Raw genomic sequence first — 22,720 nt, 5'->3', positions numbered from 1 at the left:
CACGAACCCGCCCCGGCGGGTTTTTTATTTCCCGGAGTTCGGCATGAGTGAGTTGCAAATCCTGTTTCCAGAGCCGGTCACCGTCGAGGTGATGGGGCGTGGCGTGAAGATCCTGCCGGTGAAGCTGCGCCACTTCGAGCGTTACGGAAAGTCGGCCGGCGCCCTGGTCGATCTGTTCAGCCAGGCCAGCGTGCAGCAGATCAACCGCTATGCCGCCACGCACAGCCGTGAGCTGCGCCAGGTGCTGCTGGCAACGACCAGCCTCAAGCGCTGGCAGCTGTGGTTCCTGCCGGCGACCGTCTCGGTGCAACTGTTCGTCGAGGTGGTGCGGGTCAATTCCAGTTTTTTCGGCGAAGCCCTGCCGGCAATGGTAAGGGCGCTGAGTGGGGCTCCGTCGTCCAGCGGCTGATCGGCGCCGGTCATTCCCTGGCTGACGTGCAGGAGTACAGCCTGCGGCAGATCGAAACTTTCTTGGCCGCCATCGACCAAGAAGACCGTGCCGACAATCGTGTTGCGCTGATCGCGGCGCGGGCAGCCAATGCCAAACCCGAAGACTTCAAACGCTTGCTCAAGGAGTTCGCCTAAATGGCCCAGGTCAAGACCCAGTTGGTCATCGACGGCAAGAACAACACCAAGCGCGCGTTCGACGAGGTCAACGGCCAGATCGAAACCATGAACAGCAGGCTCGCCGCAGCAGGCAAGGCGCTGGTCGGTGTGTTCTCCGTGTCTGCCATTGCCGGCGCGGTGCGTGGCATCGCCAATGCGGCCGACAGTTACAACCTGATGAACGCGCGGCTGAAACTGGCAACAGGCTCGCAGGAAGAATTCAACACCGCGCAGGGCGAGCTGCGGCGCATCGCAGCGGCAACGCAGACCCCGCTGGAATCGCTGGCGACGTTGTACCAGCGCATCAGCCGGCCGCTGAAAGAGGCGGGGCGCAGCCAGGCCGACATTCTCAAGGTTACCGAGGCTGTCGCCACCTCGTTCCGCGTCTCCGGCGCCAGCGCTCAGGAGGCCGAGAACGGCGTGATCCAGTTCGCCCAGGCCCTTGGCTCCGGCGCGCTGCGTGGCGACGAGTTCAACAGCGTGGCAGAACAGGCGCCGCGCCTCATGCAGGCGCTGGCGGATTCGCTGGATGTGCCGGTTGGCGCGCTGAAGGATATGGCGGCGCAGGGCTTGTTGACTGCTGACGTAGTGACCACTGCGCTGGTCGAGCAGCTCGGCACGCTGCGATCCGAAGCTGAATCGCTGCCAGCCACGGTTGGCGGAGCCATGACGGAGCTGTCCGACAAGTGGAACGAAGCAATCGGTCAGGCCGATGTGCAGCCGCTTATCGACGCAATCAACAGCCTCGGCGAGACACTTGGCGACCCGGTCGTCATTGATAATCTGGTTCGACTGGCATCTGCGCTGGCGACGCTCGCCGGCACCGCTGTAGATGGCGCATCCGAGTTTGTCGACCTGGGCAAGCGGATCGGTTTCGTTGCCGCGAATGCGGCTGGCATGGTCACCGAGCTGGATCAGGTCGATCAGGAAATCGCTGATATCGACCGAAGCCTCTCCGGCACAGGGCTAAACACCACGCTGGCTGGCATGTGGTTCAGCGAAGAGGAGCTGAAGGCCAAGCGCGAGGCGCTGGTGGCCTTTCGCAACGCCATCGTCGAGCAGCAGACAGGCATGAATGCCGAACTGAGCGCGGCGGCAGCCACAGCCGCGACACAGGCCGAAGCGGAGCGACAGCAGGAAATCAGCGCCCGCAACAAGTACATCGCTGACCTGAAAACCCAGCAGGAGCGCATGGTTTCCGCCGCAGAGCAGGCCGGCAAGGACTTGGTCGCTGCCGAGAAGAAAGCGAACGGAGAGCTGCAGAAGGCTCGCGACGAGCGAATCAAGATCGAGCAGCGCTACCAGGAAGCGCTTGCCGGAATGAACTCTGGCGGCGAGGCCTCCTATGGGGCGGCTCAGTCGCTGAAGGTAGGCGCTCGGCAGGCGCTACAGGCCGGTGACGTGGAGGGCGCGCAGGCACAGGCGCAGGCCGCGCTGAGGATGCTGGAAGAACTCCGCGCCGCAGGTGCCAACACCTACGGATTCGAGGGCTTCATCGGCGAACTGCGCGACATTGAACTGGCCGCAAACGACATCGAGCAGAGCCGCGCCGAGCAGAAGATCGCCGAGATCAAGCAGGAAATGATCGACCTCAAGTCGGCAGCCGCCACGCTGCAGGACATGCCGGTCAGCGTGAAGATGGACGACGCCGCGCTGGCGCAAGTGCAGTCCGCGCTGGATGCGCTGGCCAAGCGCGAGATCATCGTGCAGGTTGGTGCTCAGTACGACTTCACCACGCCGTACACCCTGCAAGACCCTGGCCCCGAACCAACTGGCTACGCAACTGGCGGCTACATCAGCGGCCCCGGCACCGGAACCAGCGACAGCATTCCGGCGCTTCTCTCGAACGGCGAGTACGTCATCCGTGCGGCGGCCGTGCGCAAGCTGGGCAAGAACGCGCTGGACCTGCTCAACCGCGGAATTCCGATTCCACGGTTTGCCGATGGCGGACTGGTTGGGACAGTTGCGAGCCTGGACACAGGGCCGCGCAACATCGGCTCGCTGGATTTCAACATCGGCGGTGACACGTTCCAGCTGTTCGCCGATGCCGGCCAAGCCGACAGGATTCGCACCGCCGCCAAGAAATTCGGCCGCACCCACCGGAGTTAAACATGCCACAACCTCAAATCATGCTCGGCGGCGTGCCGATCGTGCTGCACGCTGGCGCGCCGGTTTTGAGCGAGGAACCCATCGGCGGCGAAACGTCGCTGCGCATGAGCGACGGCGCGCTGATAACCATGACGCATTGGGAGCGCATGTCCGGCTCGATCAGCGGCAATGGTTGGATGCCGCCGGGGCTTCACGGCCTGGACTACAGCCAGCCGCTTGAGCTGCGCTCGACGAAGGTGCACAGCATTGTCGGGGCAGGCCTCGCGCACACCCTGCGCGGCACGCCACGGCCTGACGTTGCGCCGTGGGGGCAAGCTCTGGTCGGCGACGACTGGGTCAATACGGCCTGCAGCGTCACCGATGGCGTCGCTACCGTAACGGCCGTCGCCGGCGCTGCGCTCTACCGCGTCTGCTGGATGCCGATCTACAGCGTCAAGGCTCGCCGGCCGTCCGAAACGCAGGATTCAGGAACTGCCAGCCATAGCTGGTCCATCACCTGGGAAGAAACCTAAATGCTCAACGCCTCGCCACTGAACGCCGTGCCGCTGAACGGCTTGGCGAGCGCTTCCGCTGAACCCGAATACATCGTGCGCGGGCAGTCGTTCGTGTGGGCGCTGCGCGTACTGGTCGGCGGCGTGAACCTCACGGCCCAGCTGACTGGAACGGTCACCGTAGACCGGGAGGAGGGCGCCGCGGGGATCGCAGGCTTCGACCTGTTCATCGCGCCCGGCACGCCCGTGGTGCCTCCCGACTGGAAGGGCCGCGCGGTAACCATCGACTACATCACCACGAGCCAGGGCGTGACAACCGAGGCGCGGCGCTTCACTGGCCAGGTCAGCATTGCCAACTGGAACCCGGTCACCCGCCTGCTGAGCTGCGAATGCTCGGACCAGCTGCAACAGCGCGTCGAGGGAATGACGGTTACTGCCATCGATGCGCTGATCGGCGGCTACTGGTCGGCGGATGTGTTCGAAGAAGTCGAGGGGCGCAGCCATTGGGACTACGCGCTGGAGCGCCTGAGCACCCGGCCGGTTAGTCTGGACTGTTCGCCGCTGGGCGATATGCGCGTGACCAGTTGGTATGCCGGCGCGCCGGCGTTCGTGTTTGGTGAGGGCACGGTGGCCTACCAGACACTGCAGCTGCAGCAGTCTGATCTGTCGAGCACGACGAACTGCGTCGAAATCGAGTTCAGCTACCGTTACTCGCGCCTGTGGCAGCGCAACCAGAACTACACCTGGCTCGTGCCTGCGGGGTCGTTCTGCGAGTGGCGGCTGGATGCGCACGATCTGCCGACTATTGACATGGTGCAGGGTGCGGTAACGGGCGCCGGGTTCTCGATAGTCAGCGAGAGCTACGTCACCGCGCCCCTGAGTGACCCGGACCCGTGCGGCACCGGCTCGCCGTGGATCAATAATTTCGACAACCTCGTCATCGGCACCGGCATCACTGGCGGGCGGCGTTGGGTGCAGACCGTCACCGAGACGTACACGCTCACTTTGGCCGCACCCGCCGGCGAAGTCGAGGCAACGCAGGTTGTCCAGCGCCAGAGCGCCACGCTGCAAGTCGAGAGCGCAGCGGCGGAGGAGTGGACCGAAGGGGACATGGCTGATGCGGCCACTGCCTATCAGGATGAGTTCGACGATGCGCGCCGCGCTGCGGTATTCGATGTGGTCGTCAACGAAGCGAAAACCGAACTGATCGCTGCAAGCCGGCAAACCGTGCTGAGCTGGCAGGTGCCGACCAGCATGGTTCTCGGCATCGACCTGATCCACACCCTGGAAGTCGATTGCTCTGGCGTGCGTGCGCGCGGCAAGTGCCGGCGCGTGGTCGACACGTTCGACCTCTCCAGCGGCTCGGCCACGACTGCGCCAACGACTGCGCTCAGCATCGCGCTCATGCGCGGCGGCGGCACGAGCGACCCGATTGTCATGCCGGGGCGTATCGGCGCTACGCCGATCGATCCGGGCGAAGGGGCGTCGATTGTGCTGCCGACCCAGATCGGTGGTCGCCTGGCCGATCCGCCCTACGACGAAGAAAAGCTCGGCTTCTCGGGCAACTGGTCAGGCGGCGGGCTGGGCGAACAGTACCCGCGCCGCTTCGCTCTAGAGGCGCCTGAGATACCCGCCGCCGACCGCGACGAACTTGCGCTGGCCTCGACCACGCTGTTCCGCGTCGGCATTCCTAACGATCTGCTGGAGATGTAGCAATGGCACTCGGAGATGCGCGCCGCGCCAGCGGCCGCGCGATGGAACAGTCGCGCCGCGACATCGGCAGCCAGATCGAAGCGGAGCGCCGCGCCATTGGCCGACAGATTGAGGCAGAGCGCCGTGGTGAGTCGGTGGTAGAGGACATCAACAGTATCGTCCGCCCGCCACGCCAGCCCTCTCGCCTCAAGCGCCTCGACCCGGTCGGCTCGATCCCTCCCCAGCGCAGCAGCGCGCCGTACAAGGCGCCGGCCGCCACCGGCACCGGCGGCATCGCCAGCCCGGTAACCGAGGTCAGCGCAGCCACGCGCACCTACTGGCCCGGTGGCTGGCCGAGCAATGACGGCCTGCTGGTGCTGCCTGCCATCCGCCATGTGCAGATGCAGGACGCCAACGGCGCCGAGGTGGTATTCGACTACGCGGACCCGAGCGCATGACGCAGATCACCTGGGGCAACCCGTACCGCGGGCTCTGCCGCAACGGCAGCATCAGCCTGCCCAACGGCGGCAGCCGCGCCTGCCCACAACCGTGGGGCGAGACGACCGACGACTACGGCCAGACGCTGCTGCAGCGTGGCCCTGCCGCCTATGTGGTACGCAGCCCGGAGGAGGCCGTGCGCGATACTGAGCTGGGCTACACCTGGCGCACCGACGCGCTGCTCGCCGGCTCGGATTTCGAGCTGTACGGCCAGGTGCTCGGCGGCTACATCTACTGCGCGCCGGACGGCAGCCGCTGGCACATCGCGGCCATGTACCCGACCGTGCAGGCGCAGCAGCCGCTCACGCTGAGCATCACCGCCACCCGTTTCGGCGAATTCGATGGCGCAATGCCCGGCACGCAAACGCTCACCGCTACACTCGCCGACATTGGCCAGGCCGAGCCCGACCCGGCCAAGCCGGTGAGCGCCACCGTGAGCATCGCCGTGTGCGACCTGCAACCGGACGGCAGCCGGGCGCTGCTCATGCTCTACGTGCCGTATGGCGTCGTGCAGCAGTGGGGCTACAGCAACGCCAATATCGGCAAGCGTCCTCTGGGTTGGCTGGAGCTGACCCTCGCGGGAGACGCCACGGGTCTAACGGCAAGCCTCGCCGTAATCCGCACGCGTGCGCAGGCGCTCGGCGCGGCGGTTGTACGCCAGAGCAATTGGAGCGGAAGTGGGCAGCTCACACTGGCCGACCTCACCTCAACCAGCGTGGACATGGGCGACTACACCGAGGTCACCTACACCTACCAGGCTGGGCTGGGCGAGACGTTCGGCTATGACCGGCTCGCGGCCGACAACGAAATCAGCCTTAGCAACCGCATCCTGGCGCTGTGGTATGCCGGCGTCGGGTTCGAGGAGCTGACCCTCGATTACAGCTGGACCGAAAGCGGGGGCAATGCCGTCCCGCAGGAGGCCACCAGCGGCCGGCGCATAGAGCATCACCCGAAAGCTGGCGGTGACGTGACAGTGGTGGAAGACAGCCTCTCTCACCAAGTGACCCGCAGCGGACAAATGGCCGGGGCCGTGAACATCGCCTTGCGCCGCGGCGCAGAGGTGGTTGCGATGATCAGCGGCTCAAGCAGCAACGCCATGACACTGAGCCGCGTACTGGCATCGCCCTCCGGCGCCTCGCAAAGCTGGACGGAAACCGGCAGCGGGGCACTGGATGGCGTGTCCGGGGCGATCACCGAGGCGCGGGCGTTCGACGCGAACACCCCGTTCTTCACCTACGTCAGCACCTCGCGGCTGGCCCCTCAGCTGCCGGAGCCGACCACCAACCTGCCGCGCCTCCAGGCGCTTGCCGGCGGATTTGGCGCGGAGATGTACATGACTGCCTGGCAGCGCACCAACGTCGCGCCGAGGCGCTACAGCAACTACCTGCTTGGCCTGCTCGTCGAGAGCGGCCCCTACGATTTCGACACGGCGGTGTACCTCTACGCTCGCCGCACCACGGCTGCCGCCTATCCGGCCGGCATCGATGCCGGTGGCTTGGAGACGAATGCCGGCAGCACTTACTACGGCAGCTACAACCCGGCCACCGGCGCCGTGATACGCGATCAAACCGAACCCGTCTGCTGGATCTGACCGAGGACAACCATGAATTTCGTGAACAACTGGAGCCGGCCGGTGACGCTGGCGGCCGGTGCGACCACGCTCGCGCTGGATTTGCCCGATGGCAGCTACCGCCTGACGTTGGCTGATAGCGCGACTACCCCGACGCGTTGGGAAATCACCGACGCCACCGTTGCTGCCGGCACCGCCACGCTCACCCGCGCGCTGGAAGGCACCACGGACCAGGCGTGGCCAGAGGGGAGCGTCATCTACTGCTCGCTCACGGCGGGGACGCTGGCGCAGTTGGCCGCCCCTGCGGCGCCAGCGCGCTCGCCGGTCGTGCGCGTCAGCGCATCGCGCACGCTCACGCTCGCCGACGAGGGGGCATTTTTGATGATGAACAACAGCAACGTCGCACTGACCGTGCCGTCGGATGCCGACGTTGCCTGGCCTGAGGGCGCGCAGATCACCTTCGCCGGATGGGACGCTTACAGCATCCTCGGCGGACCTGTGGCCGGTGATTTCGTCATGTTCATGTTTGGCGACTCAGCCAGCAACAGCGTCCAGGCCGGCAGCGCGTACGCCGTCATCACCATCAAGCGCATAGACATTGACAGATGGGTCGCCTACGGCGACTTCCTGCCGAGTGCAGGGCCCATTTAACCGAGCTAGCCGGAGTCACCATGCAGCCAGCGAAACACGATCTGCGCATCGAGCAGGGTTCGACCCTGCGCGACAGCCTGCGGCTGATGCAGCCGCGCTACGAATACCGGCCCATCGCCTCGCTCGGCGGCTCGCCACTGCACCTCACCGTCGACCACGGCCTACCGGGCGACTGGCTTGTATGGGTCGAGGGTGTGAGCGGCATGCAGGGCGTCAACCGCGCGCCACGCACTGAGAAGCCGCACCGCGTGAAGGTGATCGACCCCGCCACGCTGGAAATCAACGCGCTGTCCGCCTTCGGCCTATCGCCCAGCGGCGGCCAGCTGATCTACAAGCCGCCCGTGGACCTCACCGGCGCCACGGCACGCATGCAGATCCGCGCCCAGCTCGGCGGCGCCGTGCTGCTGGAGCTGACCACCGAGAACGGTGCGCTCGCCATCACCGGCCTGGGCACGATCACCCGCACCCTCAGCGCCACGCAGACCGCCGCGCTGGCGTGGACCGATGGCGTGTATGACCTCGAGGTGCAATTCCCGGACGGCACTGTTCAGCGCTACCTGCAAGGAGCCGTCACCGTCAGTCGTGAGGTCACCGTATGAGCACCGTTGCAATCTGCGGTGACCCGGAGGTGCTGGTCATTGAGGCTGGCGCCGAATACGCCGTAGGTCTTGAGCCGGACGCCGAGACGGTCGTCGTCATGGCTGGCGAGCAGGGGCCGCCCGGCGTCAATTCCGCAACTGGCGACTTTTTCCAGGTAGCCAACCGATTCTCCGAACTCACGACCGAACAAGCCAAGGCCGAGGCGCGCGCCAACCTCGACCTGCAAACCATCGACGGCGGCACCTTCAATTAAGGAATCACACCCATGGCAACACGTCTTCAGCTGAAACGCGGCATCAAGGCCAACCTGCCCACCTCCGGGATGCTCGCCGGCGAGCCGATGATCACCACTGACCGCGGAACTCTGCACGTCGCGACCGACGCCACAACGAAGCTGCCAGTCGTTCCGGCAATCGATGACTTGGCAACCCTTGCCGCGGTCGATGGCGCAACCGACCTCCTGATCATTCACGACGCCAGTGAGGCGGCCGGGCAGAAGGAGAAGAAACTCACCTTCAACGCATTCAAGACCGCGCTGAACATTCCAGAAGGGACTGCGGATGAGAAGGTCGCCGTAGTGGCTGGCGGGACTTCCGGTTACCTGTGGGGAACCGATGGCACCGACGGCGTGCTTCGCATGAACGCCTCAATGGCAATGACCAAAGACGCCAGCAATGGCTTCGTCACCCTGGCTGTCGAGTTGGTCGACGGCGGCACCTTCTAATCCCGTTCGGAGCCCATCAATATGGCGCGCGTACTCACCAAGAAGTCGACCGTGGCGGCTAAAGTCCCGCTTGCAACCGACCTCGAAATTGGCGAACTGGCGGTCAATACCGCCGACGCCAAGCTATACACCAAGCACAGCGACAACACCGTCAAGCAGCTGGGCATCGCGACAAACGACAGCCGCCTCACCGACGCTCGCGAGTGGACGGCGACGACAGTCACCCAGGCAGAGGCAGAGCAGGGCACCGCAACGACTCGTCGCGCATGGACCGCGCAGCGTGTGTTCCAGGCCATCGCCGCCTGGTGGGCTGCCAGCGCGATGAAGACCAAGCTGGACGGTATTGCTGCGGGCGCCACGGCGAATGCCACGGATGCCCAGCTGCGCGACCGAACGACTCACACCGGCACGCAGGCAATCAGCACCGTCACCGGCCTACAAACGGCGCTCGACGGCAAGATCAACACGACCGAGCGCGGCGTGTCTGGCGGCATCCCGACCCTTGACCAGTTCGCCCGCATCCCGGCCAGCCAGCTGCCGAGCTACGTCGATGACGTGCTGGAGTATCCGACCCGCCAGGATTTCCCCGCCACCGGCGAGGGCGGAAAAATCTACATCGCCATCAACCAGGGCACCGCGGCGAACCCTACCGTTTGGTGGCGGTGGACCGGCACAACGTATGTAGATATCCCACCGTCTCCAGGGACCACGGATGCGCTGGTTGAAGGCTCAACGAACCTGTATTTCAGCGAACACCGCGTGCGCAACACGGTGCTGACGGGGCTAAGCCTGGCCAGCTCAGCGGCGGTGGTAGCGACGGATACCGTGCTGGCGGCGTTCGGGAAGATTCAGGCGAGGCTAAACCTGCTAGGCACTGCGGCGAATGCGAATGTGCAGACCGGCCCGATCGACACAACAGCGGGGGCGCTGATGCCGGTTGGGGCGTTTGGGTTAGGATCATTCCGCGACTTGAGAAACACTCCTTATGAAACAGGGGCGCCTTCCGACTATTTTGGAAAAGGTACAGTATTCGGGTTCGCTAGAGGAGGGACCGATGGCCTACAGATCCCTGGCCTGGGGAACAATTCGTACGGTGTTCTTGCTGCTAATGGACATTGGGTAGATGGGAGCGGGTCCAATGGATATTGCCGGACGTTTACTCAAGGCCGCAGGATGTGGGGTCAGGGGTATGCCTCGCCGTCGAGCTGGGGGGAGTGGGTTGAGTTCTTTAGTAGTGGTAACTTTAATCCCGCCACCAAGCAGGACAAGTCGGCCCTCGTCGCCACGGCTACGACCCGAACGCTGGCGCTGACGGACGCCTGGAACTACGTGCGCCCCGGCACGACGAGTGCCATCACTCTGACCGTCCCGACAAACGCCTCGGTGGCGTTCGAGATCGGGACAGAAATCACCATCCGCGCCTCGGGCAACATCACCCTGGCCGCTGCCAGCGGCGTAACTCTCAACGCTCCGTCTGGCGGTACGCTCAGCCTAACGGCCCGCATGACGGTCACGCTAAAGAAGGTCGCCACGGACGCATGGGACGTGATCGGCCAAACGGTGGCAGCATGATGCCCGGTGTGGTGGCGGGGTTTCCTGTGGCATCCCGCTACGCCATCACCGCCACATTCGCGACCTACCAGACTCTGACGACGGGCTACAGTCGTGGCGTGTACGGCTCGATCAGCCCTGCCTATGCCAACGTCGACGGCGTAACCAATACCGCCGGCGCGGCGGGGCAGATCGACCTACTGGCCACGACGCAGGACGAAGCGACGCTCGCCTATTCACTCGAACTGGTCATCGTCGGCAGCTACACCCTGGCCAGCCTGCCATTCACGACCATGCGCGTAGCTGACGCCAACAACGTGACCTACAACAAGAGCAACGCAACGCTGACCGTATCGGGCGGCAAGACCACGCTGCGCTGGGCGAATGCTGCGCGGTTCTTCACGGGGTCGGCGGCTGTCGTGTTCGCCTGACACAATCCTGATCTAGGTGCGATAGAGGGATGTCTTGCAACGCCTGCAATAGTGGATGCTTCCGGTATCAAACACGTCGGATTCCGAAATTTGGTTCGAATTGCATTTCGAACAACAGATACCCCGGTTTCTGGTGCTCTTGTTGACCGCGAGGTATTCGTCCACGGTTGGGAGCGCTTTCCAGCGTTTTTTCTGCCGGTGATCGTGGCGCATCAGGTTTATGACCTGATACACCGGCAGCACAACCAAAAACAGAAATGCGGAGATCAAAAGCAGTTGCATTACTGACATTCCTGATCCTCGTAAAACGACCCCGCAACAGCAGCATTCCCGTTCAGCTCATGAGTGCGGTAGCGAAACGGCGGGTAGGGCGCTAGCGCGCTGTCGAGGTACCGCAGGCATATTTCGATGGCTGCAGCTCGCGCGCCGTCCTCGCCTTCAACCAGCACATTGAGTGCATCTATAAGTTCTGAGGGTGTCGGTTCGCTGAGCAGCATGCCGTGCTGAACGGTGAGCGTCTGCTGCTTGTAGATGAGTCTGACGGGATCTCGACCGATCAGCGAGGCGCCGTCAGCCAGAAGTCCGTCAATGTGATTGCGCAGCGCGGTGCACTGGCGGCGGTCGGTCCCTTGGTAGCTCATCCTGACTCCCTGTCGGCAAACGAAAAACTGTGACACAGATCACAAAACAGTGACATCATATCGCCACTACCTGCACGCCCTCTCGTGTAGCTGTGGTTCTCCCGAGGCCCGCCCAGTGCGGGCTTTTTTTTGCCCGCCGTGCGCTGCTCGTGCTTGATCCTGTGGCGGGGTGGCATAGTGCCATGACTCATCAGTCTCTCCATGACCGCGCTCAAGAACCGAGCACGCCCGCAACATTCCCCAAGTAACTCGTCACCTGGCTATCCACGAATTCGTTAATAGGGCTAACCCTGTTGCGGGATTAATCCACCGCTCGTCGGGTAGCGATGACGCTTCGTTATAAATCTGACCTTCATCATATTTTTCAATAATTGTGCAAACTACACTTTTGGCTCACTTAAAAAAGGAGTTGGTAATGAAGAAATGGAGTTTGATTGCGGTTGCATGCATTTCCATACTTGCCTCACAAGTCTGTTCGGCTGCTACATATCTAGGCTCTTGGGACCTTAAGGGAGCTGGAAAGAAACAGACGGTATATAAAGATGGAGCGTCTATACGGGTTGTGGATGTAGGCGGGGACCAGAGAATTTACTCTATTGGAAACCTGGCATGGTCATTTGTAGATGCAAGGGACACCGATGGAAAGCCAGGCCTTGAACTGGTGGTGCGTGCCGGTAACGATCTCGCGGTAATCTCCCATGCTACTCAAACCAAGCGGACCTATACCGTAGGTAACATGTCTTGGTCGATCGTTGGCATTATTGAACTTAACAATAAGGCAGGCGAGGAGATTGTAATCAATACCTATCGCGGCATTAAGTTCATTCATGACGCGACTCAAAATTTCAGGGATATCGACTTCAATCATACTGGAACCTGGACGCTTTTCGGCATAGCGAACCTAGGTAGTGCGGGGCCTGATCTGGTCATCAATATGGGTGGCGGAGTGAAACTGATGGACCCTCGTACTTATCAGATGAGGGATTTCACTTTCCAAGGCTACAGCGCGATCTTTAGTACATCCCAACTTGATTCGAAAGCGGGTCTTGAAGTCGTAGGCCGAACCGCCGGTACTGTCTACGTCATCAGTGGTGGGGTTAAGTCACCGCGGCTGAAAGAATACCCAGCTACCACGAGTTCATCGTGGGCAATTTACGGGCGCACGGCAGATACGGACGGTAAGGCTGGAGATGAAATTATCCTGGTCATGCAAGGCCTCATCCGCATCATCTCCCATGCCCAAGGATACTCGCGCGACTACCCTATCGCCGGCGGAAACTATTCCATCGACTCGGTCACGGACATGGATGGGCGTGCGGGCAACGAGATCATTTTGCGCGATGCGGCTGGAACTGCATTCATGCTTAACGACCGTACTGGTGTGCTAAGCCGGATGTAATAAACATTTCGAGAAACGATTTTAAGGCCCGCTCTTAGCGGGCTTTTTTTCGCCTGGAGAAACCATGCGGCCACTGACTGAGCAGCAGTTGCTGCGCATCCTCCCCAACGCCCGCCCCGTCGCGGGCGTTTTTGTTTCTGCGCTCAACCGGGCCATGAGCCGTTACCGCATCGACAGCCCGGTACGGCGTGCGGCTTTTCTGGCGCAAGTCGGGCATGAATCCGGTCACCTGCGCCGGCTGGTGGAGAACCTCAACTACAGTGCCGCCGGCCTTGCCGCCACCTGGCCAGCGCGATTCCGCGCCGCCGATGGGCAGCCGAACGCACTGGCGCAGCGGCTGGCGCGCCGGCCAGAGGCCATCGCCAACCATGTCTATGCCGGTCGCCTGGGCAATGGGCCGACGGCGAGCGGCGATGGCTGGCGCTACCGCGGGCGAGGGCTGATCCAGCTCACCGGGCGCGACAACTACCGCGCCTGCGGCGATGCCATCGGCACGGATCTGCTGACGAAACCCGAGCTGCTCGAGCAGCCCGAATGGGCCGCGTTGTCCGCCGCGTGGTACTGGGCCAGCAACGGCCTCAACGAACTCGCCGACGCCGGCCGCTTCACCGATATCACCCGCCGCATCAACGGCGGCACGCACGGCCAGCCGCAGCGCCTTGCGCTATGGCGGGCGGGGCAGGAGGTGCTCGCATGATCGCCATGCTCAAGCAGTACAAGCTGGCCGCTGCAGGTGTGGCCGTCCTCGTGCTGTGCTCCCTGTCGTTCGGTGCCGCGTGGCAGTGGCAGGACAACGCCTACGGCAAGCGGCTGGCCGAGAAGGATGTCGAGCACCAGGTGTTTCTGCGTCAGGTGGCCGAGGCGAATGCTGCGATGATCCTCCAGCAACAGGCCGACCGGCAGGACCTTGAGCGGCGCCTGGCCGACGCCGACCAACAATCAACCGAGAAACTGAACCATGCACTCACCGAAAACGATCGCCTTGAGCGCCTGTATAGCTCTGCTGATGATGAGCGCCGCCGGCTGCGAATCGACGTCAAGATTGCCCGAGCCGACGCCGTCGTGTCCGCCGCCACCAGCGCCGGCCGCGTGGGCGATGCAGCCAGCGTCGAACTCAGTGCAGCAGCTGGATCAGCTGTTTGGGATATCCGAGCCGGAATGATCAGCGACCAGGAGAAGCTGGCCTACCTGCAGCAGTGGGCGAGGGCCGTTCGGGCTGTTAACGCCGAGCAGGGCAGCCAATAGGCGTATCATGAGGCGCTTTGCTTGGGGGAAGTTATGCTGCTTTTGCGGATGGACGGGGGCCTGACCTATACGCTCGATCGCCAGATTGGCAGCTCCGGCAAGCACGGCATTTTCGAGTTTCATCGGTCCGCCAGCTCCTACATGAGCCCCCCGGACTACACGCCTTATCGCCACGCCGCCATTTCCCCAGCTGAGCCGAAGGTCGGCGCCAAAGCGCAGATCGCAATCTGTAAACCGGGCGCACCTGAGGCTGAGTGGATGCCGCTCGGAGAGGGCGTCGTCGCCTTCGATACAGATCGGTAGCGCTCGGGGGCGGTGCGGGGAGACGTTCGCGCTATGTTCGCCGACGTGCTTGTCGAGATGGAGTCAGCAGGTCGGGCAATGGCAGCACAGGCTGACTGCGCCCGCAGCACCAGACTCACCTGTGAGGAGGTCTATGACCGGGTGATGGCGGAGTCGTCTTCGAAAATCCAGTAACTGTCGACATAAAGGCTCCGGTCTACCGCCCGTTTAATATGGGCCACCTCGTTTGACCATCCGATGCCGCCGGTACATCAAAAAACCAATGCCGATCAGGCACCACTGAGCGACAGTGTCGAACGAGCTTGCACGCGCGTCAGTCACCAGGTCGACCGCCAAATCAAGGCATCCCCATACAGTTGCAATAACGAGAAAAATACCGAGAAGCAGCAGCGTCTTTTGTTTCGGGGATCGCTGTACTGGGCGGTTACGGTCGTCCCAGTTCTCGGCGTGGCAATGCGGGCAATGGGTGCTAATAATCGCTCCGCCACCTAGCCACCCACCATACTTCCAGCCCGCATAGATTCCCTTTGAGCGCACAGTTACTGGGTTCATGCTCTGCCCACAGCACTGACATACTCGACGGTTGTCCATTGCATCCGTCCCTCGTTTGATCTGTAGCGTGATGGTGGCGCTGAGCCACATGAAAAACAAGCGGAGTGTTATTGAGGCCTGATCAGCTCCGACCCTTCGTTGCGAACATTCCCTACGGCGCGGTCGACCGCAAACCATTCAAACGCCTCAACCGGCAGCGCCAAGTCACGCACAATCTCCTCGGCGCGCTCCTGTGGCAGATCCGGTTCGATCCATTCTCTCGCTCGTTCCGCCTCGAGTACGACCGGGCGGCGGTCGTGGATATCAACCATGCCCTGGTCGCTATCGGCGGTGATGATCACGAAGCCGTCACCGTCGCGATCGGTCATGCCGGCACGGTCCATCTGCGCCAATGCGGCGAACCACAGTGGTTCGCCGTCCTTGCGGCGGATGTAGTAGGGCTGCTTTTTCTTCGGGTCCGATGGGGCCTTGACCCATTCGTACCAGCCGTCAGCAGCGACCAGCGTTCGGCCGGTCGCCCAGATGTCCCGGAAAAATCGGCTGGTCGCTGCCGTCTCCACCCGCGCATTGATCGCTGGCGGGCGCTTACCCACGGCCCAGAACGGCTGATAGCCCCACGGCAGGCGGGCCATGCGCAGGCCCGTGTCCGTCTCGTAGAAAATCATTACGCGAGACCGTGGCGCGACGTTGTAGCGGTTGATAGGCTCCGGGTCGACGCCTCCTTCGATGGGTTTGTCGTAGCGCAGCGCATCCAGGTACTCGACCGCTGTTCGGTACTGCGTGAAACGACCGCACATATCCCCTCCAGCCTGCTATCGGATGGCTGACTCTCTACATTGACCGCATGATGTGCTCGCGGTTTACTGTACACATATACAGTAATCGCAGAGCAGTACTATGCGCGCCACCCTCCTGGGCCAGCTCGGCCCATCGTCAACATTCCTTCAGTACGTCGACAGCCGCGTGCCGGCCGGTTTCCCTTCGCCGGCAGCGGACTATGAGGAGGTGACGCTCTCCATCGATGAGCTGGTCGACCTGCGTACGCCGCACGTGTACCTGGTAAGGGTAGAAGGCCCCAGCATGATCGGCGCCGGCATATACGACGGCGATGTGCTGGTGGTGAATCGGGCGCTGGAGGCGCGCCCTGGCCACATTGTTGTCGCCTATGTTGATGGTGGGATGACGGTCAAACGGTTGCAGGTGACGCCGGAGGGCGTGTGGCTACAGCCAGAAAACCCGGATTACCGCGCGCTCCGCGTTACTGAGTCCCTGCACGTATGGGGCGTGGCCACTCACAATCTGCACCAGCTATGTTCGCGCTGATCGACTGCAACTCGTTCTATTGCTCGTGCGAGCGTGTCTACCGGCCCTGGCTCGACAGCGTGCCGGTGGTGGTGCTGAGCAATAACGACGGGTGCGTCATCGCGCGTACGCGCGAGGCCAAGCGCCTGGGCATACCGATGGGGGCGCCGTATTTCCAATGGCGTGACCAGATGCGTGAGTGGGGCGTGGTGTGCTTCTCCAGCAACTACGAGCTTTACGGGCAGATGAGCGCCCGGGTGATGGCGACATTGGAGGGGATGTTTCCGCGAATCGAGGTGTACAGCATCGACGAGGTATTTGCCGACCTGACAGGGATGACGGGCGACCTGGTGCCGCTGGGGCACGAGGCGCGTGAGCGAGTGCTGCGCTGGACCGGTATTCCGGTAGGGGTGGGGATTGGGCCGACGAAAACCTTGGCCAAGCTCGCCAACTGGGCGGCCAAGACCTGGCGCAAGTCCGGCGGGGTGATCGACCTTCGCGACCCTGAGCGACGGGACAAGCTGTTGCAGATGACCGAGGTAGCCGAAGTGTGGGGCGTTGGTCGTCGGCTGACCGCTAGGCTGCGACCGCTGGGTATCGAAACAGCCTGGGACCTGGCGCAGTACGACGCCGCATCGCTGCGCCGACAGTTCAGCGTGGTGCTGGAGAAAACCGCCCGCGAGCTGCGCGGGATCTCCTGTCTCGAGCTGGAGGAGGCGGTACCGCCGCGGCAGATGATTTGCTCATCGAAGATGTTCGGCTGTCGCCTGCGCGACATCGCCCCGATACGCGAAGCGGTTGTCGCCTACGTCACCAAGGCCGCCGAGAAGCTCCGCTCACAGCAGAGCTTGGCCGGCGCGCTGCAGGTGGCCATCCGCACCGGCATGCACAACCCCAACCAGCCACGCTACGCCAATGCCATCAGCTGCCCGCTGCCGTACCCGACCGATGACACCCGCGTGCTGGCCGCCGCGGCTGTGCGCGGCCTGGAGGCAATCTACCGGCCTGGGTACGCCTACAGCAAAGCGGAGGTGCTGTTGATGGACTTGCGGCAGCGAGGCGAATTCACCGGCGACCTGTTCGCCGAAGTACCGCGCCCAGGTGCTGACCGGCTGATGGCTGTGGTAGATCAGATCAACGCGCGCGAGGGGAAAGGAACGGTGCGACTTGGACGCATCCCCGCCACGGCGGAGTGGTCGATGAAGCGCGAGATGATGAGCCAGCGGTATACGACGCGGTGGGGGGAGTTGATGGTGGTGCGGTGAGCGCGCGGAGAGCGAATGGAACAAGTAGGTAATCAGGCATGCGGTAGTACAAAGCCGACACGTAACATCGCAGTAGCACCTCGGGCAGCTATAACGTTGAAGTAAAGAGGCGGGCTTTAGTCCGTCCCTGTGAGCGTAGCGAACGATTTGAGCCGTTTGTTAGGTTCTGCATTGTGTTTTTTTGATGCCACATGTGTTGATCCATAGTGGCACTTATAAAATACCGATAATTCAATCATGTTGACCAATTCTTTAGCTATTTGCCGACCTTCCATAAAGCTTCGACCATCAGTAGGCAAGCTGACCTGTATTAATATTTTCTCATTTCCTTTGTCAACTGCGTCTCCGGTGTGCAGATAGTTAGCAACACAATGTGCGCGGCCTTTCGCGGGAGTGTTGGTATTTACCATCCGTAGTAGTTCTTCAAATACAGAATGAGGGTCTAATTCGTTTACTTTATTTAGAGAGATTTTGTAGTTTTCGATTAGGGCAGGACCAAGGCCGACATTTTTAATTTTCAAAGTGTAAGTGTGGTGATCTTCTCGAAAGCTGCTATCAAACATGCTATCAAATATTAGGTGAGGCTTTACTAGTAATCTGTTATGGCGTCTCGATAGATAGGAATTATAAAGTGTTACAAAAAGACCAAGGCAAGCAATAAAAAGTGTTAAGGACGTACCCAGCGATAAACGCCAGCCGAGGTCAACAGATTGACCGAATACGAATCCAAAGATAAATATTAGAATTATAGTTAATACGATAGGTAAGACAAATATTCTTATCACGATTGAGTTGTAATCCGGGGGGAGCCTAACGTCTGGTTAAAGGGCGGGCTTTAGTTCGTCCCGTTGAGCGAAAAGAACGGTTTGAATTAGTTGTTATGTTTTCGCAGATCGGTAGGATTTGTTAAGCGAGGAGTACAGAGGCGCTTGTTTCCCATGCCCGATATTTCAAGGTTACATCCTTGTTTGCACATAACGTCTGAGTTCACCAGGCTGCGCGGTTTTTCGCGCAGGTCAGGTGGACTTATGGGTTAGCTGGAAACCATTTCAACTCAGTTCCGATTAGCACGAAGGCTTGATATGTGCTTCCAAGGAGAATGTATAGAACCCCAAGAGGGATTACTCTCGAAGCAGAAACAAGTAATTCTGCTAGCTTCTTTGCGTACTTGTTCCTTGTTGGGTTGCCTTTTTGCAGGTGCTCTTTCTCTTGACTGAAGAGATAGACGCCAGATGCGATCCACAGCGCGCCAGCGGCGTTACACACAATGCCAATTAGGTTGAATGCTGTTGTGATCGACCAGTTGCGGCCAAAGTAGAGGTAGAAAGAAAGGCCACCGAGCAATAGGAGAAAAATTACGGCAAAGAAGCGGATTGGATTACGGTCTTTCTCAAATTCAAACATCCGGGGTGCTCGTATTAGATGGATAGGGCTAACGATTTAGCTAAGAGGCTGGCTTTAGCCAGTGCCGGCGAGTGAAGCGAGCGATTTGAGCGCCTCGGTAGCTGTGATGCACTAAGGCCTTAAAGATACTTCCCAAACATTTTCAGTTCCAGCCAAATGAGCCCGCTCCTGGGCGTCAGCAGCCGCCCGGATCGTAGTCCGACAATGATCGGTGGCGGAAAGCCCTCTACCCGTAAGCTGTTCCCCCAAATATGCTACATGCGCGACAAGTTATATAATAAGCAATTGATTTACATGAATTTTCCCGATAAGTGTGTCCAATCCATCATCGGCGCGACGGAGAAGCGGCGAGACACGGAAAGTCCCGCAGCTTCGGGTGTTGAGGGGGAAATCACTTCATGCATCCTTTAACGCAATCCTGGGAGTTTGCTCCGACAGGGCGTTGTTGAGTGGCAGTCCTGATTGGCGCCTTTCGGCAGGATCGAGAAGATCGGTCGGGCGTCTTGCCATCAGGTTTCGGCTAATTATGCGGCATGCCGCAGGAGCCCTGAAGGGGCGCGGTGCAGCCGCAGACGGCAGGTAACGCTTCGGGCCGTCAGCGGCGGGAGGGCAGGTCAGCCGGCCGATGCGCCGGCCCGATAATGGTCGAGCAGCGCCTGGATCGGATGGCGCAACTTGTGGGTGTGCAGGCGCGAGGTCTGGCTGCGGCAGGAGTAGCCGGTCGCCAGCGGCTCGGCCTGGCTGTCCACGGCCAGCGCCGGCGCCCAGGATTGCGCGAAGATCGCCTTCGAAGTCGCCAGGTTGCGCGCCTCGTGGCCATAGGTGCCGGACATGCCGCAGCAGCCGGTGGCCTGGGTCGCCAGGGTCAGGCCGGCGCGTTCGAACACCTGGTTCCACAACGCCGTGCTCGGTGCCGCGTTGGTCTTCTCGGTGCAGTGCGCCATTAGCCGGTAGCTCGCCGGCGGCGTCGCGTCCGCCGTGGCCGTGCGCTCGGGCAGCGCGCGCGCCAGCCACTCCTGGGTCAGCAGGACCTCCGGGCACTGCAGGCCGGGGATCTTGGCGTACTCCTGGCGATAGACCAGGGTCATCGCCGGGTCCAGACCGACCAGCGGAATGTCGAAGGTTGCCAGCTCCTGCAAGCGCCGGGCGTTGCGTCGGGCGGCGCGGGCGAAGGCGCCGAGAAAACCCTGCACGTGCAGCGGTTTGCCGTTGGCCGAGTAGGGCGCAAGGAGCACCTTGAAGCCCACCCGGCTGGCCAGTTCGATGAAAGCGGCCAGCAGCGGCGTCTCGAAATAGCGGGTGAAGGCGTCCTGCACCAGGATCAGGCTGCGCTGGCGCTGCGCCGGCTCGAGCGCGGCCAAAAGTGCTGGCGTTGCCGTTGCGACGTCCCAGCGCCGGCAGGCCTCATCGAAGTCGAAATCGCTGAGCAACGGGCTGTCGACCATGCCGATGCGCTCGGCCAGCAACCTGTCGACCCAGGGCGCGGCCATGATGGCGTTGTACAGGCGGGGGACGCGGGCGAACAGCGGCAGGCTGAACTCCAGCGAGCCAATCAGGTAGTCGCGCAGCGGGCGCAGGTAGCGCTGGTGGTACAGCTCCAGGAAGCGCGAACGAAACTCCGGCACGTTGACCTTCACCGGGCACTGGCCGGCGCACGACTTGCACGCCAGGCAGCCCGCCATGGCGTCGTAGACCTGATGGGAGAAGTCCGCCTCGGCACTGCGCGAGTTGCGCCAGCGTTCGGGCAGCGCGCGCAGGAAGTTCAGCGGGCCGCGTGCTGCCGGGGCGAGCACGTCGACGCCGGCCTGTTGCTGCAGGCGCAGCCACTCGCGCAGCAACGAGGCGCGCCCTTTTGGCGAGTGCACGCGCTCGCGGGTGGCCTTCCAGGACGGGCACATGGCGTCGTCCGGGTCGAAGTTGTAGCAGGCGCCGTTGCCGTTGCAGTGCATGGCGGTGCCGTAGCTCTGCCAGACGCGCTCGTCGATCTGTCGGTCCAGCTCACCGCGCAAGGGCACCTCGTCGATCTTCAGCAGCGCCTCGGGGCTTTCCAGCGGCGTGGCGATCTTGCCCGGGTTGAGCTGGTTGAATGGGTCGAACGCGCTCTTGAGCGCCTGCAGCGAGGGGTAGAGTTCGCCGAAGAAGGCCGGCGCGTATTCCGAACGCACGCCCTTGCCGTGCTCGCCCCAGAGCAGGCCGCCGTGACGCTGGGTGAGTTCGGCCACCGCATCGGAGATTGGCCGCACCATCGCCGCCTGTGCCGGGTCCTTCATGTCCAGCGCCGGACGGACGTGCAGCACGCCAGCATCGACGTGGCCGAACATGCCGTAGGCCAGGCCGTGGGAGTCGAGCAGGGCGCGGAATTCGGCGATGAACTCGGCGAGGTTCTCCGGCGGCACGGCGGTGTCTTCGACGAAGGGCTGCGGACGCACTTCGCCTTCCACGTTGCCCAGCAGGCCGACCGCGCGCTTGCGCATTGCGTAGATGCGTCCGACCGCCGCCTGGCCCACCGCCAGCGTATGGCCCAGGCGCTGCACCTGAGTGTCGCGCTGCAGGTGTTCGACGAAGGCGGCGACCCGTGCGTCCAGCTCGGCCGGATCATCGCCGGAGAATTCCACCAGGTTGATGCCCAGCGTCGGCTGTTGCGCATCCTGCGGAAAATAGTCGGCGACGCCGTGCCAGACGATGTCCTGCATGGCCAGCATGAGCACCTTGGAATCCACCGTCTCGATTGACAGCGGTTTGAGCGCGAGCAGGCTGCGCGCGTCGCGTAGCGCATCCATGAAGCCCGCATAGCGGATGTTCACCAGTACCGAATGCCTGGGGATCGGCAGCACGTTGAGCTTGGCCTCGACGATGAAACCCAGCGAGCCCTCGGCGCCGCACAGCACGCTGTTGAGGTTGAAGCGGCCGTCCGCCTCGCGCAGGTGCGCCAGGTCGTAACCCGTCAGGCAGCGGTTCAGCTTGGGAAAGCGCGCTTCGATCAGCGCGGCTTTCTCGCGCTGGATGCCCTCGGCGCAGCGGTAGACCTCGCCGATGCGATCCTGCCGCGCCAGTTGCCCGGCCAGCGCTGTATCGTCTAGTGCGGCGGTGTGCAGGCGTTCGCCGCCGAGCAGCACGCTGTCCAGTTCGAGCACGTGGTCGCGCGTCTTGCCATAGGTGCAGCTGCCCTGGCCGCAGGCGTCGGTGTTGATCATGCCGCCGATGGTGGCGCGGTTAGAGGTCGATAGCTCGGGGGCGAAAAACAGCCCGTGCGGCTTGAGCGCGGCATTCAGCTGATCCTTGACCACGCCGCTCTGCACGCGCACCCAGCGCTCGGCGACGTTGATCTCCAGAATCCGGTTCATGTGCCGCGACAGGTCGACGACCACGCCATCGGTCAGCGACTGGCCGTTGGTGCCCGTGCCACCGCCGCGCGGCGACAGGCGCACGCTGCGATGCGCCGGTTCGGCGACCACGCGGGCCAGCGTCTCCACGTCCCGCGCATCCAGCGGAAACACCGCCGACTGCGGAAAGCGCTGGTAGATCGAGTTGTCGGTCGCCAGCACGGTGCGGCTGGCGTGGTCCTGGGCGATCTCGCCGCGAAAGCCGGCCGCGCGCAGGGCGTCGAGGAAGGCGATATAGGGTGCGGCGGGCGCGCTGGTGGGGAGGCGGGCAATCATGGTCGACGGTTCTCACTCATCTGGCGC

At 62.4% G+C, this 22,720-nt stretch carries 24 protein-coding genes; 18 read left to right on the top strand and 6 right to left on the bottom strand.

The window, feature by feature from the left end; genetic code table 11:
- Window positions 1–43 precede the first annotated feature (43 nt).
- The 12 genes from U8L64_RS10130 (at window position 44) to U8L64_RS10075 (ending at window position 10,923) form a co-directional block, all read left to right on the top strand.
- On the top strand, window positions 44–409 hold the full coding sequence (locus U8L64_RS10130) for a hypothetical protein (protein WP_333396874.1): 366 nt from the start codon (window positions 44–46) through the stop codon (window positions 407–409).
- A gap of 176 nt (window positions 410–585) precedes the next feature.
- Complete coding sequence (locus tag U8L64_RS10125) at window positions 586–2,715, top strand: tape measure protein (RefSeq protein ID WP_333396872.1); 2,130 nt, start codon at window positions 586–588, stop codon at window positions 2,713–2,715.
- Window positions 2,716–2,717: 2 nt separating this feature from the next.
- The gene (locus U8L64_RS10120) at window positions 2,718–3,227 is read left to right on the top strand and encodes a hypothetical protein (RefSeq protein WP_333396869.1); all 510 of its coding nucleotides are present in this window, start codon (window positions 2,718–2,720) and stop codon (window positions 3,225–3,227) included.
- A complete protein-coding gene (locus tag U8L64_RS10115; RefSeq protein WP_333396865.1) occupies window positions 3,228–4,919 on the top strand; it encodes a hypothetical protein in 1,692 nt (563 codons plus the stop codon).
- A gap of 2 nt (window positions 4,920–4,921) precedes the next feature.
- The gene (locus U8L64_RS10110; protein WP_138299547.1) at window positions 4,922–5,356 is read left to right on the top strand and encodes a hypothetical protein; all 435 of its coding nucleotides are present in this window, start codon (window positions 4,922–4,924) and stop codon (window positions 5,354–5,356) included.
- Window positions 5,353–6,987, top strand: a complete 1,635-nt coding sequence (locus U8L64_RS10105) for a hypothetical protein (RefSeq protein ID WP_333396860.1) — start codon at window positions 5,353–5,355, stop codon at window positions 6,985–6,987. Before U8L64_RS10110 ends, U8L64_RS10105 begins: the two co-directional genes overlap by 4 nt.
- A gap of 12 nt (window positions 6,988–6,999) precedes the next feature.
- Window positions 7,000–7,617 (top strand): hypothetical protein, encoded by a 618-nt coding sequence (locus tag U8L64_RS10100; protein ID WP_333396856.1) that lies wholly within the window; start codon window positions 7,000–7,002, stop codon window positions 7,615–7,617.
- 20 nt (window positions 7,618–7,637) lie between these two features.
- Window positions 7,638–8,216, top strand: coding sequence for a hypothetical protein (locus U8L64_RS10095; protein WP_333396853.1), 579 nt, complete (start codon window positions 7,638–7,640; stop codon window positions 8,214–8,216).
- Entirely contained in the window at window positions 8,213–8,470 is a 258-nt protein-coding gene (locus tag U8L64_RS10090) for a hypothetical protein (protein WP_333396850.1), read from the top strand. Before U8L64_RS10095 ends, U8L64_RS10090 begins: the two co-directional genes overlap by 4 nt.
- Window positions 8,471–8,482: 12 nt before the next feature.
- On the top strand, window positions 8,483–8,941 hold the full coding sequence (locus tag U8L64_RS10085; protein ID WP_333396848.1) for a hypothetical protein: 459 nt from the start codon (window positions 8,483–8,485) through the stop codon (window positions 8,939–8,941).
- Between the two features lie 21 nt (window positions 8,942–8,962).
- Window positions 8,963–10,513: a hypothetical protein gene (locus U8L64_RS10080; protein ID WP_333396845.1), complete on the top strand. Its 1,551-nt coding sequence runs from the start codon at window positions 8,963–8,965 to the stop codon at window positions 10,511–10,513.
- Window positions 10,510–10,923: a hypothetical protein gene (locus U8L64_RS10075; RefSeq protein WP_333396842.1), complete on the top strand. Its 414-nt coding sequence runs from the start codon at window positions 10,510–10,512 to the stop codon at window positions 10,921–10,923. Before U8L64_RS10080 ends, U8L64_RS10075 begins: the two co-directional genes overlap by 4 nt.
- A 12-nt stretch (window positions 10,924–10,935) precedes the next feature.
- On the opposite strand, the gene U8L64_RS10070 is transcribed toward U8L64_RS10075, so the two are convergent.
- Both U8L64_RS10070 and U8L64_RS10065 read right to left on the bottom strand, forming a co-directional pair.
- On the bottom strand, window positions 10,936–11,205 hold the full coding sequence (locus U8L64_RS10070; protein WP_333396839.1) for a hypothetical protein: 270 nt from the start codon (window positions 11,203–11,205) through the stop codon (window positions 10,936–10,938).
- On the bottom strand, window positions 11,205–11,564 hold the full coding sequence (locus U8L64_RS10065; RefSeq protein ID WP_333396836.1) for a hypothetical protein: 360 nt from the start codon (window positions 11,562–11,564) through the stop codon (window positions 11,205–11,207). The genes U8L64_RS10070 and U8L64_RS10065 overlap by 1 nt, the downstream gene beginning before the upstream one ends.
- A 415-nt stretch (window positions 11,565–11,979) precedes the next feature.
- Between U8L64_RS10065 and U8L64_RS10060 the strand changes: the two genes are divergently transcribed.
- From U8L64_RS10060 to U8L64_RS10045, 4 genes are all read left to right on the top strand, one after another.
- Entirely contained in the window at window positions 11,980–12,963 is a 984-nt protein-coding gene (locus U8L64_RS10060; protein ID WP_333396833.1) for a hypothetical protein, read from the top strand.
- 64 nt (window positions 12,964–13,027) lie between these two features.
- Window positions 13,028–13,660 (top strand): glycoside hydrolase family 19 protein, encoded by a 633-nt coding sequence (locus U8L64_RS10055; RefSeq protein ID WP_333396830.1) that lies wholly within the window; start codon window positions 13,028–13,030, stop codon window positions 13,658–13,660.
- Window positions 13,657–14,208: a lysis system i-spanin subunit Rz gene (locus U8L64_RS10050; RefSeq protein WP_333396828.1), complete on the top strand. Its 552-nt coding sequence runs from the start codon at window positions 13,657–13,659 to the stop codon at window positions 14,206–14,208. Before U8L64_RS10055 ends, U8L64_RS10050 begins: the two co-directional genes overlap by 4 nt.
- A 33-nt stretch (window positions 14,209–14,241) precedes the next feature.
- Window positions 14,242–14,511: a hypothetical protein gene (locus U8L64_RS10045; RefSeq protein WP_156714228.1), complete on the top strand. Its 270-nt coding sequence runs from the start codon at window positions 14,242–14,244 to the stop codon at window positions 14,509–14,511.
- Window positions 14,512–15,170: 659 nt separating this feature from the next.
- On the opposite strand, the gene U8L64_RS10040 is transcribed toward U8L64_RS10045, so the two are convergent.
- A complete protein-coding gene (locus U8L64_RS10040) occupies window positions 15,171–15,860 on the bottom strand; it encodes an SOS response-associated peptidase family protein (RefSeq protein WP_333396825.1) in 690 nt (229 codons plus the stop codon).
- A gap of 100 nt (window positions 15,861–15,960) precedes the next feature.
- On the opposite strand from U8L64_RS10040, the gene U8L64_RS10035 reads away from it, so the two are divergent.
- Together U8L64_RS10035 and umuC are read left to right on the top strand one after the other, a co-directional pair.
- On the top strand, window positions 15,961–16,386 hold the full coding sequence (locus tag U8L64_RS10035) for a LexA family protein (RefSeq protein WP_138299557.1): 426 nt from the start codon (window positions 15,961–15,963) through the stop codon (window positions 16,384–16,386).
- Entirely contained in the window at window positions 16,374–17,630 is a 1,257-nt protein-coding gene (gene umuC / locus U8L64_RS10030; protein ID WP_333396822.1) for a translesion error-prone DNA polymerase V subunit UmuC, read from the top strand. Before U8L64_RS10035 ends, umuC begins: the two co-directional genes overlap by 13 nt.
- Before the next feature lie 116 nt (window positions 17,631–17,746).
- On the opposite strand, the gene U8L64_RS10025 is transcribed toward umuC, so the two are convergent.
- The 3 genes from U8L64_RS10025 to ydiJ all read right to left on the bottom strand — a co-directional run bounded on the left by U8L64_RS10025 (window position 17,747) and on the right by ydiJ (window position 22,693).
- Complete coding sequence (locus U8L64_RS10025; RefSeq protein WP_138299559.1) at window positions 17,747–18,193, bottom strand: hypothetical protein; 447 nt, start codon at window positions 18,191–18,193, stop codon at window positions 17,747–17,749.
- A gap of 463 nt (window positions 18,194–18,656) precedes the next feature.
- Window positions 18,657–19,034 (bottom strand): hypothetical protein, encoded by a 378-nt coding sequence (locus U8L64_RS10020; RefSeq protein WP_138299560.1) that lies wholly within the window; start codon window positions 19,032–19,034, stop codon window positions 18,657–18,659.
- Window positions 19,035–19,648: 614 nt separating this feature from the next.
- On the bottom strand, window positions 19,649–22,693 hold the full coding sequence (gene ydiJ / locus U8L64_RS10015) for a D-2-hydroxyglutarate dehydrogenase YdiJ (RefSeq protein WP_333396816.1): 3,045 nt from the start codon (window positions 22,691–22,693) through the stop codon (window positions 19,649–19,651).
- Between the last annotated feature and the right edge of the window lie 27 nt (window positions 22,694–22,720).

Origin of the sequence: Pseudomonas sp. FIP_A4, assembly GCF_036701605.1 — a bacterium.
GTDB lineage: Bacteria > Pseudomonadota > Gammaproteobacteria > Pseudomonadales > Pseudomonadaceae > Stutzerimonas > Stutzerimonas phenolilytica.
The sequence above is the reverse complement of the archived record's forward strand: the minus strand, read 5'-3'. Positions and strand labels throughout refer to the sequence as shown.

Coding starts and splice junctions, on each gene's coding strand:
- U8L64_RS10065 (WP_333396836.1), bottom strand. CDS start 11,564: ATGAGCTACCAAGGGACCGACCGCCGCCAGTGCACCGCGCTGCGCAAT.
- U8L64_RS10095 (WP_333396853.1), top strand. CDS start 7,638: ATGCAGCCAGCGAAACACGATCTGCGCATCGAGCAGGGTTCGACCCTG.
- U8L64_RS10040 (WP_333396825.1), bottom strand. CDS start 15,860: ATGTGCGGTCGTTTCACGCAGTACCGAACAGCGGTCGAGTACCTGGAT.
- umuC (WP_333396822.1), top strand. CDS start 16,374: ATGTTCGCGCTGATCGACTGCAACTCGTTCTATTGCTCGTGCGAGCGT.
- U8L64_RS10060 (WP_333396833.1), top strand. CDS start 11,980: ATGAAGAAATGGAGTTTGATTGCGGTTGCATGCATTTCCATACTTGCC.
- U8L64_RS10085 (WP_333396848.1), top strand. CDS start 8,483: ATGGCAACACGTCTTCAGCTGAAACGCGGCATCAAGGCCAACCTGCCC.
- ydiJ (WP_333396816.1), bottom strand. CDS start 22,693: ATGATTGCCCGCCTCCCCACCAGCGCGCCCGCCGCACCCTATATCGCC.
- U8L64_RS10090 (WP_333396850.1), top strand. CDS start 8,213: ATGAGCACCGTTGCAATCTGCGGTGACCCGGAGGTGCTGGTCATTGAG.
- U8L64_RS10025 (WP_138299559.1), bottom strand. CDS start 18,193: ATGTTTGATAGCAGCTTTCGAGAAGATCACCACACTTACACTTTGAAA.
- U8L64_RS10020 (WP_138299560.1), bottom strand. CDS start 19,034: ATGTTTGAATTTGAGAAAGACCGTAATCCAATCCGCTTCTTTGCCGTA.
- U8L64_RS10115 (WP_333396865.1), top strand. CDS start 3,228: ATGCTCAACGCCTCGCCACTGAACGCCGTGCCGCTGAACGGCTTGGCG.
- U8L64_RS10130 (WP_333396874.1), top strand. CDS start 44: ATGAGTGAGTTGCAAATCCTGTTTCCAGAGCCGGTCACCGTCGAGGTG.
- U8L64_RS10080 (WP_333396845.1), top strand. CDS start 8,963: ATGGCGCGCGTACTCACCAAGAAGTCGACCGTGGCGGCTAAAGTCCCG.
- U8L64_RS10035 (WP_138299557.1), top strand. CDS start 15,961: ATGCGCGCCACCCTCCTGGGCCAGCTCGGCCCATCGTCAACATTCCTT.
- U8L64_RS10075 (WP_333396842.1), top strand. CDS start 10,510: ATGATGCCCGGTGTGGTGGCGGGGTTTCCTGTGGCATCCCGCTACGCC.
- U8L64_RS10100 (WP_333396856.1), top strand. CDS start 7,000: ATGAATTTCGTGAACAACTGGAGCCGGCCGGTGACGCTGGCGGCCGGT.
- U8L64_RS10105 (WP_333396860.1), top strand. CDS start 5,353: ATGACGCAGATCACCTGGGGCAACCCGTACCGCGGGCTCTGCCGCAAC.
- U8L64_RS10070 (WP_333396839.1), bottom strand. CDS start 11,205: ATGCAACTGCTTTTGATCTCCGCATTTCTGTTTTTGGTTGTGCTGCCG.
- U8L64_RS10045 (WP_156714228.1), top strand. CDS start 14,242: ATGCTGCTTTTGCGGATGGACGGGGGCCTGACCTATACGCTCGATCGC.
- U8L64_RS10125 (WP_333396872.1), top strand. CDS start 586: ATGGCCCAGGTCAAGACCCAGTTGGTCATCGACGGCAAGAACAACACC.
- U8L64_RS10055 (WP_333396830.1), top strand. CDS start 13,028: ATGCGGCCACTGACTGAGCAGCAGTTGCTGCGCATCCTCCCCAACGCC.
- U8L64_RS10110 (WP_138299547.1), top strand. CDS start 4,922: ATGGCACTCGGAGATGCGCGCCGCGCCAGCGGCCGCGCGATGGAACAG.
- U8L64_RS10050 (WP_333396828.1), top strand. CDS start 13,657: ATGATCGCCATGCTCAAGCAGTACAAGCTGGCCGCTGCAGGTGTGGCC.
- U8L64_RS10120 (WP_333396869.1), top strand. CDS start 2,718: ATGCCACAACCTCAAATCATGCTCGGCGGCGTGCCGATCGTGCTGCAC.